A 16,003-nucleotide genomic window follows, 5' to 3' on the forward strand; every position below is an offset into this window, starting at 1 on the left:
AGCGCCGGTGGTCAACACACCGCCCGCCGGAGGGACTTCCTCCGGCGGGCGGTGGCGTGTCCGGCGCGAGGCGGGGCCGCTAGGGTCGCCGTATGACCGCCGCCGTGACCGCCATGATCACCGCTGTCGTCGGCGTCCTCGGGACACTCCTCGCGCCCGTCCTCAGCCAGCGGATCTCCGCCCGGCAGCGGGCCGAGGACGGCGCGGCCGAGGAGCGGCGCCGGCGGTTCGAGGAGCGCAGGACCGCGTACACGGCGATGAACAGGGCCTCACGGCAGTTCCACACCCTGCTCAAGGACGCCCTGCACCGCCTGCGCGACGGTGTCTACGACGAGCCGGACCGCGAGCGGCTGGAGGAGGCCCGCCGGGACTACCGCGACCGGTACGCGGAGGCGCAGATGGTCGTGCCCGAGCGGATCCTGGAGGCCTCGCGGGCCGTGAACACCGTCCTCGCCGGGACCGACGCGGTCGTCAAGCGGCTGGACCGCGGGCTGGCCCGGGACGGCGAGAGCCCGGAGCAGGCGCTGCTGGACCTGAAGGAGGCCGAGCCCCGGCTGACCGCGATGCGGCGCCTGATGCGGGAGGACCTGGGGGTGACCGACTGACCGGCCCGGAGCGGGGTGGTCGGTGAGCGCGACCCGCTGAGCGGACGGGGGGTGGTGGGGGTGTGACCGGCTGAGCGGACCGGGGTGGTCGGTGAGCGTGACCGGCTGAGCGGACCGGGGGTGGCCGGGGGTGCGGCCGGCTCAGCGGCTGTCCGGGGTCAGGCCGGGCGGGTCGTCGACGTCGTGCCGGCGCGGGTGGCGTCCGTGCCCCAGCTGGCCAGCAGGCGCAGGGACTGAGCGGACGACGAGTCCGGCTCGGCGTGGTAGGTCACCAGGACCTGCTCGCTGTCGTCGGTCAGCTTGAACGACTCGAACTGCAGGGCCAGTTCCCCCACCAGCGGGTGCCGCAGCCGCTTCACGCCGTGCGTCTTGTCCTTCACGTCGTGCGTGGCCCACAGCCGGCGGAAGTCCTCGCTCTTCAGCGACAGTTCGCCGACCAGCGCCGCGAGCCGCGGATCGTCCGGATGGCAGCCGGCGTCCATGCGCAGCGCGCACACGATGTCGATCGCCTTCTGCTCCCAGTCCACGAACAGATCCCGGTAGTCGGGCCGCAGGAACACCAGCCGCGCCCAGTTCCGCTCCGCCGCCGGCAGCTCCGCCCAGTCCCCGAACAGGGCCGCGGCCATCCGGTTCCACGCGAGGATCTCCGAGCGCCGCCCCACGACGTACGCCGGGACCGCTTCCATCACGTCCAGCAGCTGCCGCAGCGCGGTCCGCACCTGCTGCGGGCGCGCCGCCGGCTTCTTCTTGTGCCGCGTGGGCCGGGCCAGGTGGACGAGGTGCGCGTGTTCGGCGTCCGTGAGCCGCAGCGCGCGGGCGATGGAGTCCAGCACCTCGGCGGACACGTTCCGCCCGTTGCCCTGCTCCAGACGCGTGTAGTACGCCACCGACACCCCGGCCAGCTGCGCCAGTTCCTCCCGGCGCAGCCCCGGCACCCTGCGGTGCCGGCCGAAGTCCGGCAGGCCCACGTCGGACGGCTTCAGCCGGGCCCGCCGGGTGCGCAGGAACTCGCTCAGCTCGGCCCGCCGGTCCAGCGCGGCACCGGCCGGCGGCTCGCCGCCCGTCTCCGGGCCGCTGCCGGCCGCAGGCTCACCACCGGTCAGCGGCTCACCGCCGGTCAGCGGCTCACCGCCGGGGCGCGGTTCCGTGCCGGGGCGCGGCCCGGTGCCGGCCGGCGGCTCGCCGCCCGTTCGCGGACCGGCGGGCCGGGTGCCGGGTGCGGGGTCGAGGTGGTCGTCCATGCTGTCCAGTATCCGGGGTCGTACGCACACGAGCCTGACCCCGCCAGTGGTAGGCACGCTGTGCGTACGCAAAACCGTGGCCTGGGTGGATGTCCCGCGACGGGGCAGGCTGGACGACGTGCCCGGCCGGAAGGCAGGCCGGGCGCGGACGTTTCTTTGCTAGGAGAACCCCGGCATGACCACCCCTGTTGCTGCGTACGCCGCCCCCGCACCCAAGGCCCCGCTGGAGCGCACCACCATCGAGCGCCGCGCGGTCGGTGAGCACGACGTCCTGATCGACATCAAGTTCGCCGGCATCTGCCACTCCGACATCCACCAGGCCCGCGAGGGCTGGGGCGAGGCCATCTTCCCGATGGTCCCCGGCCACGAGATCGCCGGCATCGTCGCCGAGGTCGGCTCGGGCGTGACCAAGTACAAGGTCGGCGACCGCGTGGGCGTCGGCTGCATGGTCGACTCCTGCCGCGAGTGCGAGAACTGCAAGGCCGGCCAGGAGCAGTACTGCACCAAGGGCATGGTCGGCACCTACAACGCCGTCGGCAAGGACGGCGAGCCCACCTACGGCGGCTACGCGCAGAAGATCGTCGTCGACGAGAACTTCGTCGTCCGCATCCCCGACGGCCTCTCCCTCGACGTCGCCGCCCCGCTGCTGTGCGCCGGCATCACCACCTACTCCCCGCTCAAGCACTGGGGCGCCGGCCCCGGCAAGAAGGTCGCGGTCCTCGGCATGGGCGGCCTCGGCCACATGGGCGTGAAGATCGCGCACGCGCTGGGCGCCGAGGTGACGGTGCTGTCGCAGTCCCTGCGCAAGAAGGACGACGGGCTGCGCCTGGGCGCGGACCACTACCACGCCACCAGCGACCCGAAGACCTTCGAGGAGCTGGCGGGCACCTTCGACCTCATCCTCTCGACGGTGTCGGCGCCGCTGGACTTCAACGCCTACCTGTCCCTGCTGAAGGCCGGCGGCGCCCTGGTGAACGTGGGCGCGCCCGAGGAGCCGATCTCGCTGAACCTCTTCTCGGTGATCGGTGGCGGCAAGACGCTCGCCGGTTCCATGATCGGCGGTATCGCGGAGACCCAGGAGATGCTGGACTTCTGCGCCGAGCACGGCTTCGGCGCCGAGATCGAGCTGATCCGCGCGGACCAGATCAACGAGGCCTACGAGCGGGTGCTGAACAGCGACGTGCGGTACCGGTTCGTGATCGACACGGCGACGATCTGACGCCGGCCGCTGTCCGAGGGCCCGGGGCGCAGTGCGCTCCGGGCCCTTCCGCGTCGCGCGGCGCCGCCACCGGTCCCGGCGCCGGGCGGTGGGCAGTCGCCCGGGCGGATCACTCCGATTGCCCGGACGCTCGCGACGGGTGACGGTTCAGCTACCGAGAGTTCCCCGTCAGGGCCGGTGCGTGCGGAACCACGAGATGAGCCGGCAGCGCGGCCCCATGACATCGAGTCGGTCGGAAGGGATCGCCATGGGCCGCTGTGCGTCGAGAATCAGGTTGCCGCTGACGTTCGTGATACTGCTCGCCGTGGCCGGATGCGGCCAGTACCGGGCCGGTGCCGGTGCGGACCCGGCCGGTGACACGATCGGCACGCGGCTGGTCGCGGACCTGCGCAAGAACGGGTTCCAGGTCAGTCCGGGCTACCCGAGGCTGTACACCGAAGAGGACTGCGAACGCTACACCTACCCCAAGCTGCACAACTGCTACGCCAACAACCCCGCGGCCCCGTACGTGGTGCCCGTGGTGAAGACCTGGCCGGGGGAGTACGTCGACCCCGCCACCGTGAACGCCTTCGGCCCGACGCGGGCCGGCTACAGCTCGACGTACCGGCTCGACCCGCGGGACGCGCTCGTGCTCTACGGCAAGATGCCGCCACCGGGCCGCTACATGGGCCTGCAGACCTGGGAGTTCAGCCAGCGGGGCCGGTGGAGCGACAGCGACTACGCCAAGTGGCAGAACAAGCTCGGCGTGCCCATGCACTTCCTGTTCGACACCGTCCCGCCGGGCGACCGCGGATCGGACCGGACCCAGAGCCTGTCCGCGCTCGGGGACGTCGTGAACAACGTCGTGATGGAGCGGCAGGCGGGCTACTCGTTCGAGAAGAACCGGTACTTCATCGTCACGCCCAGTGCCACCACCGACCGCGCCGTACGCCGGGCTCTTCAGGCCCAGGGCGTTCCCGCCGAGGACATCTTCACCGAGCAGATCCCCGACCGGGACAGCCACGGTCCGATCGGGCCGCTGGGCATCGGCCGCGACGCCCCCGACTTCGTGACCTCCTTCCGGTACGCCCTTCCCGCCGCGGGGCAGGAGAAGGCCGCCGCCGCATGGCGGCAGAACCCTCCGCTGACGGTGATGCGCGTGCGCGCCCCCGCCTCGGCCGGCCCCGTCCAGCGCTACGGACCGATGACCATCGGCCCCCGCACCGCCAACAGCGAGGCCGACCTGGGCGGCGACCTGCGCGAGCTGATCGGCGCCGTGTGCGACCGTGTCCGCGACACCGCGCACCTGCGCCCCCAGGACTGCGGCCGGCCGCTGCCGGACTCCACCCGGCTGATCGACCCGGTGCAGGAGTTCGGGTGGACCGGGCCGTACTGCCGCAAGATCAACATGGACTGCCTGGGCGACCAGCAGGACGCCGCGTACTACCTGTCGCAAAAGCCCCTCCCGCTCGACAACGGCGAGGTCTACGCGGCGGTCGGCACTCTCGCCACCGAGACCGGCAACGCCACCTACAGCGCCCTGTCGGTCAACAACGCGTCCCTGCTGGCCGGTGTGGCGAACGTCCTGGACAAGGATCTCAAGGGCTCCGCCTCGGGGTACCTGAAGAAGAACGCCGACAGCGGCAAGCTCTACGTGCGCTACTTCACCCGTGACTGCGCGGCACTGCGCGGCCTGCCCGGCGGGACGAAGAACTGCACTGAGATCACCACGGACATGCTGCCCTCCCACCATGACACCACCGCGGTGGGCGACCCCGCCCTGCGCGGCACGCTCGTGCTCGCGCTGCGTGACTACGTCAAGCCGGGGACCCACCGCGGCCCGGACTCCTCCAAACTCCAGTCGCCGAGGGTCCTGACGTTCACCCAAGCGGGTAAGTAGCCCCGAAGAGGACCCGGTGGCCCCTGGCCCCCCACCGGCGGCACGCGGCGCGGACCGATCAGGTCACGCGCCGCGTGCTCATCGTCTCCAGGGGCATGGAATCGCCCGGAGACCTCACGCGTTGTACACGCCGGGCATCGGAAGCCGCCGATGGGCGAGCCGAGAAGCCCGGACGACCGAGTCGACGAGGAGTGGAGGGGCCATGGCTGCGCAGACGCAGAGGGCCGTGCTGGCGGGCGGATGTTTCTGGGGGATGCAGGAGCTGATCCGCCGGCTCCCGGGGGTGACGTCGACCCGGGTCGGATACACCGGCGGTGACGTGCCGAACGCGACGTACCGCAACCACGGCACGCACGCGGAGGCCATCGAGATCCTCTTCGACCCCGAGCAGACCGACTACCGGGCCCTGCTGGAGTTCTTCTTCCAGATCCACGACCCGACGACCAAGAACCGCCAGGGCAACGACATCGGCCTCAGCTACCGCTCGGCGATCTACTACGTGGACGACGAGCAGAAGCGGATCGCCGAGGACACCATCGCGGACGTGGACGCCTCCGGTCTGTGGCCGGGCAAGGTCGTCACCGAGGTGGAGCCGGTCGGTCCGTTCTGGGAGGCCGAGCCCGAGCACCAGGACTACCTGCAGCGCTACCCGGACGGCTACACCTGCCACTTCCCGCGTCCGGGATGGCGCCTGCCGAGCCGCACGCAGGGCTGACCCGGGCGCACGCAGAACTGACCGAGGGCAAACCCCTGCCGGGGACACCGAGGGCAAGCCCCTGCCGGGGACACCGAGGGCAAGCCCCAGCCGGGGCCCCGGGGGGCAAGCCCCTGTAGCTCGTGCCGGGGACATCGTGCCGGCGGCGGACCGTGGACGGTCCGCCGCCGCCGCGTCGCCGGGGTCAGTGCGGCAGGGTCGCCGGGCTGCCGCCGTTCGCCTCGTAGCCGGCCACCGCGAGCGCCCGGTAGACGGCGAACTCGGCGGCCGGGTCGGGGGACAGCGTCCACGGCAGGGCACCGCAGTGGCCGTCGACGTGGACCAGCTGGCTCATCGCCTCCGCCCAGCGCTCCGCCCGTACCAGGAAGAAGACCAGCAGGTGCCGGACGTGCGCCAGCATCGGGTCGTCGTAGCGCGCCGCGTGCACCGCGTGCAGGGCGCCGTGGATCGCCTTGGTGACGACCTCGCTCTGGTAGAAGCCGCGGACCAGGTTCACCTCGGGCAGGTGCTCGAAGACCGCGAACAGCGGCATCGCCGCCAGCAGCGAGCCCTGCGGGGCCCGCGCGGCCGCCGCCTCGGCGAACTGGTACGCCAGCTCACGCGAGCCGTGCCACTTCTCGCACCAGTAGTGCAGCGCGGCCAGGTGCGCGCCCATGTGGTGCGGCGCGCGGTCCAGGATCTTCAGCCACAGCTGCTCGAACTCCTCGCGCGGATAGGCCAGGCCGCGCGCCACGGACAGCTCGACGATGTACGGGACCGGGTCGCCCGGCGCCAGCAGCGCGGCCTCGCCGCACGCCGCCCTGGCCTCCTCCATGATGATCCGGAAGTCGTCCGTGCCCGGCGTGGACGTACGCCACGCCTGCTGCACCAGGAACTCGGCGTGCACGGTGGCACCGCCCGCGTCCTTGGGCTGCTCGGCCCGCCACACCCGCAGCCACTGCCCGCCCGGGATCTCCCCGACCCCGCCCGGCCGCTGCTGCAGCTCCAGCGCGGCCGCGCCCGCGAACGCCTGCACCCGCTGCCAGCGCAGCTCGCCCTGCGTCTCGGTGCCGGCCAGCAGCTGGGCCGCCGCCTTGTACTCCTGCGTGCTCTGCACCACGTCCAGGACGTCCAGCAGGTCCTGGTCGGCGCCGGGCATGCGGATGTCCAGCTCCTCCTCGCGCACGAAGCCGTAGTCCGCGGGGTCCGCCGCGTCCGGGTGGCCGGGCGGCACCTGCTCGATCATGCCGCGCCTGCGCCTCAGCACCGGCAGCAGCACGATGGTCAGCATGGCCGCGGCCATCAGGGCCCACAGAATCTCCATGGCTCCAGCGAACCAGACCGCGCCGACAATTGGCCAACCCGTTCGACGGGCCTGTGGAAAACCCGGACGCCTGGGGAAAACCCGCGCGGGCAGGGGGCGGGCGCCTGGGGAAAACCCGCCGGAGGCGAGCGCGGCCGATGTGCGGGCGTCATTCGGGCACGGCGCGCACTACGCTCGGTGCCCATGAGCGACAGGCACATCAGTCAGCACTTCGAGACCCTCGCGATCCACGCGGGCAACACCGCGGATCCCCAGACCGGCGCCGTCGTCCCGCCGATCTACCAGGTCTCGACCTACAAGCAGGACGGCGTGGGCGGCCTGCGCGGAGGCTACGAGTACAGCCGCAGCGCCAACCCGACCCGTACCGCCCTCGAGGAGAACCTCGCCGCCCTGGAGGGCGGCCGCCGCGGCCTCGCGTTCGCATCCGGACTGGCGGCCGAGGACTGCCTGTTGCGTACGCTGCTCAGCCCCGGCGACCACGTCGTGATCCCGAACGACGCCTACGGCGGCACCTTCCGCCTCTTCGCCAAGGTCGTCTCCCGCTGGGGCGTGGAGTGGTCGGTGGCCGACACCAGCGACCCGGCCGCCGTGCGCGCCGCGATCACCCCGAAGACCAAGGTCGTGTGGGTCGAGACGCCGTCCAACCCGCTGCTCGGCATCACCGACATCGCCGCCGTCGCCCAGGTCGCCCGGGACGCGGGCGCGAAGCTCGTCGTCGACAACACCTTCGCCACGCCGTACCTGCAGCAGCCGCTGGCGCTGGGCGCGGACGTCGTCGTCCACTCGCTCACCAAGTACATGGGCGGGCACTCGGACGTGGTCGGCGGCGCGCTGATCGTCTCCGACCAGGGCCTCGGCGAGGAGCTGGCCTACCACCAGAACGCGATGGGCGCGGTCGCCGGGCCGTTCGACTCGTGGCTGGTGCTGCGCGGCACCAAGACGCTGTCGGTGCGCATGGACCGGCACAGCGCCAACGCGACCAAGGTCGCCGACATGCTCACGCGGCACGCGCGCGTGACGCAGGTGCTGTACCCGGGCCTGGAGGACCACCCCGGGCACGAGGTCGCCGCCAAGCAGATGAAGGCGTTCGGCGGCATGGTCTCCTTCCGGGTGGCCGGCGGCGAGGAGGCGGCCGTCGAGGTCTGCAACCGCGCGAAGATCTTCACCCTCGGCGAGTCCCTGGGCGGCGTGGAGTCGCTCATCGAGCACCCGGGCCGGATGACGCACGCCTCCGCGGCCGGTTCCGCGCTGGAGGTGCCGGGCGACCTGGTGCGGCTGTCCGTCGGCATCGAGAACGTCGAGGACCTGCTGGAGGACCTGCAGCAGGCCCTCGGCTAGCCGAACCGGATCACGAGCCGGGCGGCGTTCCGAGCCGCCCGGCCGGTGACCTCACCGGCCGCCCGCGCGGGGTGACCTCACCGGCCCGCCCGCGCGGGGCGGGCTCACCAGCCGTCCAGGGGCGGGGTCGTGTCGGACGGCGGCTGCGCCCACGGCTGCACCGTCACCGCCCACACGGTGAAGGCCACGGCGGCCAGGGTCAGCAGCAGCCACATCAGCCGGCGGGCCGTGGTCCGGCGGTGCAGCACGCGTGTGCCGCGGCGCACCGCCTCGGCGTACAGCTCCGGCGGCACGTGCGGTGGTGTGCCCTCCATGATCCGGCGTACCTCGGCCTCGCGCTCCGGCTGGTTCACGACGGTGCCGCCTTCGCCGCCACGGGCGCCGCGGCGCGGCCCCGCGGCGGGTGCAGCAGGGTCGTCATGGCGCGATGCCCCAGCGCGCGCACCCGGTCCAGGGGCAGGCCGAGGAGCGCCGCGATCTGCTCCTCGCCGACGCCTTCGAACAGCCGCAGGACCAGGACCAGCCGTTCCTGCGGGGCGAGCCGGCCCAGCGTGGCGCCGGGGTGGGGCGCGCCGCGGTCGAGGAGGCCGCCGTACTGGTGCCAGGCGCTGTGGGCGAAGCGGATCGCCAGATGCCGGCGGGCACGGTCGTAGGGGTCCTCGCCGCGCAGCTGGTCCCAGCACGCGTACGTGTGCGCGAGCGCGTGGGTGAGCAGGCGGCGGGCGCGCGGATTGTCGTCCGGCGGCTCGGCGGTCAGCAGGGTGGCGGTGTGCAGCAGCCGTCCGGCCGCCCCGGCGACGAACGCCTGGAACTCCTGGGCCCGTCGGGCGCTCTGCGACGCATGCCGTTCTCGCACCGCGCCTCCCCCTGCGGGCGTCCGATGAGATGCGGGGTCCCGGGGCCGTACGGCGCGGGGGACCCGGTCTCATATGAGGCCAGGGGTGGCCTTTCGGTCAAGAGTCGCGCACGCGTTCGTGACCGGGGCGGCGACCCGGCCGGGCGGCGGCGTGGACGGGGTCAGGAGGACGCCGGGGCCGGCTCGGCCGACGGCGGCACGGCCTGGGCCGCGGTCCGCGCGGACAGGGCGCTGTTGAAGCGCGTCAGGAGCGCGCAGAACGCCTCGCGCTCCTCCGGTGCCCAGTCCTCCGTCAGCTCGGCCATCAGCCGGCGCCGCGAGGAGCGCACCTCCTCCAGCCGGGTCTGCCCGCGCGGGGAGAGCTGCAGGACGACCGCCCGCCCGTCCTCGGGGTGCGAGGTCCGCTTGACGAGGCCGGTGTCGACGAGCGGGGCGACCTGGCGGGTGACCGTCGAGGAGTCGATGCCCATGCTCGCGGCGAGGGCCTTGACACCCATCGGGCCTTCCTTGTCGAGCCGGTTGAGCAGCAGGTACGCCGCGCGGTCCATGGAGTTGCGCACCTGCCCGACCCCGCCGAGCCGGGTCTGTTCGGCGCGGCGGGCGAACACCGCCACCTCGTGCTGGAGGGCGTCGAGGAGACCGGTGTCACCGACGGTCGTCATGTCCATCGACATTTCTGGTGTTGTGGGCATGGCCGGGGGCTCGCTTCATGAAGGGCTGCTGGGTTGGGGGACAGGGTACGCGGCCCGGCCCCGGGGCGTACCGAGGCTGCGCGATCCGGGTCTCGGTGGTTGGTCACACCCGTGGCACGCGCGCGTGAACTGCGAGACTTGAACCATGAACCACCGCACGGTCACCACGCTCCCGCCGGTCACCCTGGACGACGTCCGCGGGGCCCGGAAGATGCTCACCGGGGTCGCACGGGTGACCGCGATGGAGGGCAGCCGCCGGCTGTCGCAGCTGGTGGGCGCGCCGGTGCACTTCAAGTGCGAGAACCTGCAGCGGACGGGGTCGTTCAAGCTGCGCGGTGCCTATGTGCGGATCGCCGGGCTGCTGCCGGAGGAGCGGGCCGCGGGCGTGGTCGCGGCGAGCGCGGGCAACCACGCGCAGGGCGTGGCGCTGGCCTCGTCGCTGCTGGGCGTGCGCTCGACGGTGTTCATGCCCAGGGGCGCCCCGCTGCCCAAGATCAGCGCCACCGAGGACTACGGCGCCGAGGTGCGCCTGCACGGCCAGGTGGTCGACGAGACGCTGGCCGCCGCCCAGGAGTACGCCGCCGAGACGGGCGCGGTGTTCATCCACCCCTTCGACCACCCCGACATCATCGCGGGGCAGGGCACGGTCGGCCTGGAGATCCTGGAGCAGTGCCCGGAGGTGCGCACGATCGTCGTCGGGGTCGGCGGCGGCGGACTGGCGGCCGGGGTCGCGGTCGCCGTGAAGTCGCTGCGGCCGGACGTGCGGATCGTCGGGGTGCAGGCGGAGGGCGCCGCCGCGTACGTGCCGTCGCTGGCGGCGGGGCGGCCGGTGGCCCTGGAGCACCCGGCGACGATGGCCGACGGCATCCGGGTCGGCCGGCCCGGCGACGTGCCGTTCGGGATCGTCGAGGAACTGGTCGACGAGGTCCGCACGGTCTCCGAGGACGCGCTGTCGACGGCGCTGCTGCTGTGCCTGGAGCGGGCCAAGCTGGTGGTGGAGCCGGCCGGGGCGAGCCCGGTCGCGGCGCTGCTGAGCGAGCCGGGGGCGTTCGAGGGGCCGGTGGTGGCGCTGCTGTCCGGCGGCAACGTCGACCCGCTGCTGATGCAGCGCATCCTGCGGCACGGCCTGTCCGCGCAGGGCCGCTACCTGGCCGTTCGCGTGCGGCTGACGGACCGGCCGGGGGCGCTCGCGGCGCTGCTCGGGGTGTTGTCGGCGGTCGACGCCAACGTCCTCGACGTAAGCCATGTACGCACCGACCCCCGGCTCGGGCTCACCGAGGCGGAGGTCGAGCTGCACCTGGAGACGAAGGGGCCGGCGCACTGCGCCGAGGTCGGCCAGGCCCTGAGCCGGGCGGGCTACACCGTCATCGGCTGAGGCCGGGCGCGGTCGCGTCACTCGTTCGGGGAAATCCATTGAGCGACGCGATACATCGCGATATCTTGAGGGTCGCGGATCGTCGCATCCCTCATCCGTCAAGCGAGACAAACCACCCGAATCTAGGCTTTCCGAAGAATCCCCGATGACGTGGAGACACATATGCCAGGCGCCATCTACGCCGAGGGACTGGCCAAATCCTTCGGTGACGTAAAGGCTCTGGACGGCGTCGACCTCGACGTCCCCGAAGGCACCGTCCTCGGCCTGCTCGGGCCGAACGGCGCGGGCAAGACCACCACGGTCCGCTGCCTGACCACCCTGCTGCGTCCCGACCGCGGCCGGGCCGTCGTCGCCGGCGTCGACGTGCTCAAGCACCCCAACGAGGTGCGGCGCTCCATCGGCCTGTCCGGCCAGTTCGCCGCCGTCGACGAGTACCTGACCGGCCGGGAGAACCTCCAGATGGTCGGGCAGCTCTACCAGATGAAGTCCAGGGCGGCGAAGGCCCGCGCCGGCGAACTGCTGGAGCAGTTCGACCTGGCGGAGGCCGCCGACCGCCCCACCAAGACGTACTCCGGCGGCATGCGCCGCCGCCTCGACCTGGCCGCCGCGCTGGTCGTCTCCCCGCCGGTGATGTTCATGGACGAGCCGACCACCGGGCTCGACCCGCGCAACCGCCAGCTGCTGTGGGAGGTCATCAAGGAACTCGTCGCCGGCGGCACGACGCTGCTGCTGACCACGCAGTACCTGGAGGAGGCCGACCACCTCGCGCACGACATCGCCGTCGTCGACCACGGCCGCGTCATCGCCCGCGGCACCTCCGACCAGCTCAAGGCCCGCACCGGCGGCGAGCGCGTGGAGGTCGTGGTGCACGAGCGCGAGCACATGGCCACGGCGGCGGAGGTGCTGCGCGGCTTCGGCAAGGGCGAGACCACGATCGAGGAGCACACCCGCAAGCTCACCGTGCCGGTCGTCGGCGGCGCCAAGCTGCTCGCCGAGGTGATCCGCGAACTCGACACCCGCGGCATCGAGATCGACGACATCGGCCTGCGCCGGCCCACGCTCGACGACGTCTTCCTGTCCCTGACCGGGCACGTGGCCGAAGCCAGGCACGAGGAGAGGGAGAAGGAGACCGTGAAGTGAGTGCCCTCACCGACACCGCACGGGTGGCCCCGGCCACCAACCCCGTCAGCCAGTCGATCCGCGACTCCCTGGTCGTCGCCAAGCGCAATCTGATCCGCATGAGCCGGATCCCGGAGATGGTGATCTACGGGCTCATCCAGCCCATCATGTTCGTGGTGCTGTTCACCTACGTCTTCGGCGGTTCCATGCAGATCGGCGGCAGCACCAGCGCCACCGACTACAAGAACTTCCTGATGGCCGGCATCTTCGCGCAGACCGTCACCTTCGCCACCGCCAGCTCCGGTGCCGGCATCGCCGACGACATGCACAAGGGCCTCATCGACCGCTTCCGCTCCCTGCCCATGGCGCGCGGCGCGGTCCTCACCGGGCGCACCCTGGCCGACCTGGTGCAGACGGCCCTCACCCTGGTCGTCCTCGCCGTGGTCGCCCTCCTGGTCGGCTGGCGCGTCGGGTCGAACGGCGAGACGAACGCCGTCAAGGTCCTCGGAGCCTTCCTGCTGCTGCTCCTGCTCGGCTACGCCTTCACCTGGATCGGCGCGCTGATCGGCCTGTCGGTGCGCACCCCCGAGGCGGCCACCTCGGGCGGGCTGATCTGGCTCTTCCCGGTCACCTTCATCTCGAACGCGTTCGTCGACACCAGCCACATGACGCCGTGGCTGCGGCACATCGCCGAGTGGAACCCGTTCAGCGCGACCGTGCAGGCCTGCCGCGTACTGTTCGCCAACCCCGGCCAGTCCACGTCCGGCGCCTGGCCCATGCAGCACCCGGTGTGGGCGTCGCTGATCTACTCCGTACTGATCATCGTCATCTTCCGGACCCTGGCGGTGCGAAAGTACCGCTCGGCCACGGCCTGACGCCCGGCACGGCGAAGCCCCCGGCGCCGTGGGCGCCGGGGGCTCGTGTCGTGGGGGCCGGGGGCCGGTCAGCCGTTGTACGGCTCGGCCTTCAGGATGCGGACCGAGGCCTTCTTGCCGTTGGGCAGCTCGTACTCCGCGTCGTCGCCGACCTTGTGGCCGAGCACGCCCGAACCGAGCGGGGACTGCGGCGAGTAGGTCTCGATGTCGGAGCTGGCGTACTCGCGGGAGGCGAGCAGGAAGGTCAGCGTGTCGTCCTCGTCACCGTCGAAGGCGATCGTCACGACCATGCCCGGCGCGACCGCACCGTCGGAGGCCGGGGCCTCGCCGACCTTGGCGTTCTCGAGGAGCTGGGTCAGCTGGCGCACGCGGAGCTCCTGCTTGCCCTGCTCCTCCTTGGCCGCGTGGTACCCGCCGTTCTCCCGCAGGTCGCCCTCCTCGCGCGCGGCCGCGATCTTCGCCGAGATCTCCGCACGCGCGGGACCAGTAAGGTACTCAAGCTCAGCCTTGAGCTTGTTGTACGCCTCCTGGGTCAGCCAGGTGACGTTCTCGCTGGTCTGGGTCACAGGTGCTCCTCGTAGGTACTGGGATACAAAGCATCGCCCTACCCAGAAGAATGTTCCCTCATGGATGGGCGAAACCACGAGCCTAACAATTCAATGGCCGAAGGGGGAGGACATAAGCCATCTAAATTGCGTCAACGCAGGTCAGCGTGTGCGTATTCCGGGTGATGCGGAAGCGTTCGCCCGCCCGGGGCGCCTTCGGGGGCGCGTCAGCCGCTGTGGCAGCCCAGCAGCTCCGCCGTCGTCCCCCGCGCCGTCGTACGCAGCGTGACGACCCGGTCGATGCGGGTGTCCGGCCCGGAGAAGCGGAAGTCGGCCCGGCCGACCTCGGTGCCGTCCGCGGACTGCGAGCGCAGGGTGCAGTAGCCGTCGGCACCGGCGTCCTTGTGGACCTCCAGATGCACCTTGACCGCGGTGCCGGTGGAGTCGAAGGTGATCACCTGGGCGCTGATGGAGCTGCCGGCGACGTAGTGGTAGCCGAACCAGCCGACCACGACGAGCAGCACGGCACCGAGGACCGCTCCGACGATCTTCAGGGTGCGGTCGCTGCGCACGTCCGAGGAGCGGCCGTAGCGCTCCTGCGGCAGCTGTGTGCCGGCCGTACTCATGATCGTCCTCTCGGCGGGCCCTGGGCGGGACGGGCGGGCGGGGCGTGCGGCGTCCGGAAACCGGTGCCCGGCGCGGGCCCCGGAATTATTCGCCGCCCGATTCGGTCACTATAGAAGCCGCCCGCCCGGCGCCCGAGCACCGCCCCTCAAGGACGTCCCCGCGGGACGACAGCCGTTAGATTGCGCCCGACGCCACGGGGGCGCCGACCACCGAGGATTGAGTCTTGACTGACCAGCTGCGACTGATGGCCGTGCACGCCCATCCCGACGACGAGTCGAGCAAGGGCGCGGCCACCATGGCCAAGTACGTGTCGGAGGGGGTGGACGTGCTGGTCGTGACCTGCACGGGCGGGGAGCGCGGCTCCATCCTCAACCCCAAGCTCCAGGGCGACAAGTACATCGAGGAGAACATCCACGAGGTCCGCCGCAAGGAGATGGACGAGGCCCGCGAGATCCTCGGCGTCAAGCAGGAGTGGCTCGGTTTCGTCGACTCCGGCCTGCCCGAGGGCGACCCGCTGCCGCCGCTGCCGGAGGGCTGCTTCGCCCTGGAGGACGTCGACCACGCGGCCGGGGAGCTGGTGAAGCAGATCCGCGCCTTCCGTCCGCAGGTGATCACCACCTACGACGAGAACGGCGGCTACCCGCACCCCGACCACATCATGACCCACAAGATCTCCATGGTGGCGTTCGAGGGCGCGGCGGACACCGAGAAGTACCCCGAGGACGTGTACGGCCCGGCCTACCAGCCGCTGAAGCTGTACTACAACCAGGGCTTCAACCGGCAGCGCACCGAGGCCCTGCACAAGGCGATGCTCGACCGGGGCCTGGAGTCCCCCTACGGCGAGTGGCTCAAGCGGTGGGAGACCTCCGACCGGCCCGAGCGCACCCTGACCACGCACATCCCGTGTGCCGAGTTCTTCGAGATCCGCGACAAGGCGCTGATCGCGCACCGTACGCAGATCGACCCGGACGGTGGCTGGTTCCGGGTGCCGCTGGACCTGCAGAAGGAGGTCTGGCCGACGGAGGAGTACGAGCTGGCGAAGTCGCTCGTCGATACCTCCCTCCCCGAGGACGACCTCTTTGCGGGCATCCGCGACAATGCCTGACATGAGCGCAAGCGTGAGCCTGGCCGTGACGCACCTTCTCCCCGTCGCCGCCGACAGCTTCGACAAGGACAAGGTCACCCCCGGCATCCTCGGCTTCGTCGTCTTCGCGGCGATGGCCGTGGCGGTGTGGGTCCTGATGAAATCCATGAGCAAGCACATGCGCAAGGTGGACTTCAAGGAGGCCCCCGACCCGGACGCGAAGCCCTCCGGCGCGTCCGACACCCCGGGCAAGGCCCCCCGCCAGGCCAAGCCCCAGCAGGGCTGACCCCTCCGGGGGCGGCGCGGGAACGGTACGGGTGGGTGCCTGACGGCACGGCCACCGGTACCGGCAGCGCGGCCCTCGGGGGCGGCGGTGCCGGGGCGCTGGGGGCGACACCCGGGGCCGGCCGGGCCACGCCGTCGTGCCGGCGCGGGTCACACCCGGCGGCCGGCACCGGCGCCAGGGCGTCGCCTTGGCGCGCCGGGTCGTCGGCCTCGTGCCGTCGGCCGGTTTCACGCTTGCCAGGCCG

At 72.0% G+C, this 16,003-nt stretch carries 17 protein-coding genes; 10 read left to right on the top strand and 7 right to left on the bottom strand.

The features are described 5' to 3' along the window. The first annotated feature begins 92 nt into the window (after window positions 1-92). Window positions 93-605, top strand: a complete 513-nt coding sequence (locus ACF1AL_RS23950) for a hypothetical protein (protein ID WP_366840013.1) — start codon at window positions 93-95, stop codon at window positions 603-605. Between the two features lie 158 nt (window positions 606-763). On the opposite strand, the gene ACF1AL_RS23955 is transcribed toward ACF1AL_RS23950, so the two are convergent. Continuing rightward, window positions 764-1,846 (bottom strand): helix-turn-helix domain-containing protein, encoded by a 1,083-nt coding sequence (locus ACF1AL_RS23955; RefSeq protein WP_391827306.1) that lies wholly within the window; start codon window positions 1,844-1,846, stop codon window positions 764-766. Window positions 1,847-2,021: 175 nt separating this feature from the next. On the opposite strand from ACF1AL_RS23955, the gene ACF1AL_RS23960 reads away from it, so the two are divergent. From ACF1AL_RS23960 to msrA, 3 genes are all read left to right on the top strand, one after another. Beyond that, on the top strand, window positions 2,022-3,065 hold the full coding sequence (locus tag ACF1AL_RS23960) for an NAD(P)-dependent alcohol dehydrogenase (protein WP_366840015.1): 1,044 nt from the start codon (window positions 2,022-2,024) through the stop codon (window positions 3,063-3,065). Window positions 3,066-3,369: 304 nt separating this feature from the next. Continuing rightward, a complete protein-coding gene (locus tag ACF1AL_RS23965; protein WP_391827308.1) occupies window positions 3,370-4,944 on the top strand; it encodes a hypothetical protein in 1,575 nt (524 codons plus the stop codon). Window positions 4,945-5,146: 202 nt separating this feature from the next. Beyond that, a complete protein-coding gene (msrA, locus tag ACF1AL_RS23970; protein ID WP_366840016.1) occupies window positions 5,147-5,659 on the top strand; it encodes a peptide-methionine (S)-S-oxide reductase MsrA in 513 nt (170 codons plus the stop codon). 184 nt (window positions 5,660-5,843) lie between these two features. Here msrA and ACF1AL_RS23975 read toward each other — a convergent pair whose 3' ends face one another. Next, entirely contained in the window at window positions 5,844-6,962 is a 1,119-nt protein-coding gene (locus ACF1AL_RS23975) for a hypothetical protein (RefSeq protein WP_391780059.1), read from the bottom strand. 183 nt (window positions 6,963-7,145) lie between these two features. Here ACF1AL_RS23975 and ACF1AL_RS23980 point away from each other — a divergent pair, with 183 nt between their 5' ends. After that, a complete protein-coding gene (locus ACF1AL_RS23980) occupies window positions 7,146-8,300 on the top strand; it encodes a cystathionine gamma-synthase (protein WP_366840018.1) in 1,155 nt (384 codons plus the stop codon). A gap of 104 nt (window positions 8,301-8,404) precedes the next feature. Here the strand turns inward: ACF1AL_RS23980 and ACF1AL_RS23985 are convergent, their stop codons facing one another. From ACF1AL_RS23985 to ACF1AL_RS23995, 3 genes are all read right to left on the bottom strand, one after another. After that, the gene (locus ACF1AL_RS23985) at window positions 8,405-8,653 is read right to left on the bottom strand and encodes a hypothetical protein (protein ID WP_384208725.1); all 249 of its coding nucleotides are present in this window, start codon (window positions 8,651-8,653) and stop codon (window positions 8,405-8,407) included. Next, window positions 8,650-9,156, bottom strand: a complete 507-nt coding sequence (locus tag ACF1AL_RS23990) for a sigma factor-like helix-turn-helix DNA-binding protein (RefSeq protein WP_384208728.1) — start codon at window positions 9,154-9,156, stop codon at window positions 8,650-8,652. Before ACF1AL_RS23990 ends, ACF1AL_RS23985 begins: the two co-directional genes overlap by 4 nt. A 161-nt stretch (window positions 9,157-9,317) precedes the next feature. Next, window positions 9,318-9,830: a MarR family winged helix-turn-helix transcriptional regulator gene (locus tag ACF1AL_RS23995; RefSeq protein WP_391657342.1), complete on the bottom strand. Its 513-nt coding sequence runs from the start codon at window positions 9,828-9,830 to the stop codon at window positions 9,318-9,320. Window positions 9,831-9,993: 163 nt separating this feature from the next. Here ACF1AL_RS23995 and ilvA point away from each other — a divergent pair, with 163 nt between their 5' ends. The 3 genes from ilvA to ACF1AL_RS24010 all read left to right on the top strand — a co-directional run bounded on the left by ilvA (window position 9,994) and on the right by ACF1AL_RS24010 (window position 13,217). Then, window positions 9,994-11,223, top strand: a complete 1,230-nt coding sequence (gene ilvA, locus ACF1AL_RS24000; RefSeq protein WP_366840022.1) for a threonine ammonia-lyase — start codon at window positions 9,994-9,996, stop codon at window positions 11,221-11,223. A 162-nt stretch (window positions 11,224-11,385) separates the two neighbouring features. After that, the gene (locus tag ACF1AL_RS24005; RefSeq protein WP_391827310.1) at window positions 11,386-12,363 is read left to right on the top strand and encodes an ATP-binding cassette domain-containing protein; all 978 of its coding nucleotides are present in this window, start codon (window positions 11,386-11,388) and stop codon (window positions 12,361-12,363) included. Next, a complete protein-coding gene (locus ACF1AL_RS24010; protein WP_391657340.1) occupies window positions 12,360-13,217 on the top strand; it encodes an ABC transporter permease in 858 nt (285 codons plus the stop codon). The genes ACF1AL_RS24005 and ACF1AL_RS24010 overlap by 4 nt, the downstream gene beginning before the upstream one ends. A 68-nt stretch (window positions 13,218-13,285) precedes the next feature. Here the strand turns inward: ACF1AL_RS24010 and greA are convergent, their stop codons facing one another. Further along, a complete protein-coding gene (gene greA, locus ACF1AL_RS24015; RefSeq protein WP_366840025.1) occupies window positions 13,286-13,783 on the bottom strand; it encodes a transcription elongation factor GreA in 498 nt (165 codons plus the stop codon). A gap of 206 nt (window positions 13,784-13,989) precedes the next feature. Continuing rightward, window positions 13,990-14,388: a DUF4307 domain-containing protein gene (locus ACF1AL_RS24020; protein WP_384208739.1), complete on the bottom strand. Its 399-nt coding sequence runs from the start codon at window positions 14,386-14,388 to the stop codon at window positions 13,990-13,992. 245 nt (window positions 14,389-14,633) lie between these two features. On the opposite strand from ACF1AL_RS24020, the gene mca reads away from it, so the two are divergent. Together mca and ACF1AL_RS24030 are read left to right on the top strand one after the other, a co-directional pair. Further along, a complete protein-coding gene (gene mca / locus ACF1AL_RS24025; RefSeq protein ID WP_391705394.1) occupies window positions 14,634-15,494 on the top strand; it encodes a mycothiol conjugate amidase Mca in 861 nt (286 codons plus the stop codon). Next, window positions 15,487-15,759 carry a hypothetical protein gene (locus tag ACF1AL_RS24030; protein WP_391705240.1) on the top strand — a complete coding sequence of 91 codons (273 nt, stop codon included), beginning with the start codon at window positions 15,487-15,489 and terminating at the stop codon, window positions 15,757-15,759. Before mca ends, ACF1AL_RS24030 begins: the two co-directional genes overlap by 8 nt. The last annotated feature ends 244 nt before the right edge of the window (window positions 15,760-16,003 follow it).

The sequence above is a fragment of the Streptomyces sp. NPDC014801 genome (assembly GCF_043082085.1).
Taxonomy (GTDB): Bacteria; Actinomycetota; Actinomycetes; order Streptomycetales; family Streptomycetaceae; genus Streptomyces.

What these genes read in the sequence shown, in the direction of transcription:
- msrA (WP_366840016.1), top strand. Translation starts at nt 5,147, where the DNA reads ATGGCTGCGCAGACGCAGAGGGCCGTGCTGGCGGGCGGATGTTTCTGG.
- ACF1AL_RS24005 (WP_391827310.1), top strand. Translation starts at nt 11,386, where the DNA reads ATGCCAGGCGCCATCTACGCCGAGGGACTGGCCAAATCCTTCGGTGAC.
- ACF1AL_RS24020 (WP_384208739.1), bottom strand. Translation starts at nt 14,388, where the DNA reads ATGAGTACGGCCGGCACACAGCTGCCGCAGGAGCGCTACGGCCGCTCC.
- ACF1AL_RS23980 (WP_366840018.1), top strand. Translation starts at nt 7,146, where the DNA reads ATGAGCGACAGGCACATCAGTCAGCACTTCGAGACCCTCGCGATCCAC.
- ACF1AL_RS23955 (WP_391827306.1), bottom strand. Translation starts at nt 1,846, where the DNA reads ATGGACGACCACCTCGACCCCGCACCCGGCACCCGGCCCGCCGGTCCG.
- mca (WP_391705394.1), top strand. Translation starts at nt 14,634, where the DNA reads ATGGCCGTGCACGCCCATCCCGACGACGAGTCGAGCAAGGGCGCGGCC.
- ilvA (WP_366840022.1), top strand. Translation starts at nt 9,994, where the DNA reads ATGAACCACCGCACGGTCACCACGCTCCCGCCGGTCACCCTGGACGAC.
- ACF1AL_RS23950 (WP_366840013.1), top strand. Translation starts at nt 93, where the DNA reads ATGACCGCCGCCGTGACCGCCATGATCACCGCTGTCGTCGGCGTCCTC.
- ACF1AL_RS23960 (WP_366840015.1), top strand. Translation starts at nt 2,022, where the DNA reads ATGACCACCCCTGTTGCTGCGTACGCCGCCCCCGCACCCAAGGCCCCG.
- ACF1AL_RS23995 (WP_391657342.1), bottom strand. Translation starts at nt 9,830, where the DNA reads ATGTCGATGGACATGACGACCGTCGGTGACACCGGTCTCCTCGACGCC.
- ACF1AL_RS24030 (WP_391705240.1), top strand. Translation starts at nt 15,487, where the DNA reads ATGCCTGACATGAGCGCAAGCGTGAGCCTGGCCGTGACGCACCTTCTC.
- ACF1AL_RS23975 (WP_391780059.1), bottom strand. Translation starts at nt 6,962, where the DNA reads ATGGAGATTCTGTGGGCCCTGATGGCCGCGGCCATGCTGACCATCGTG.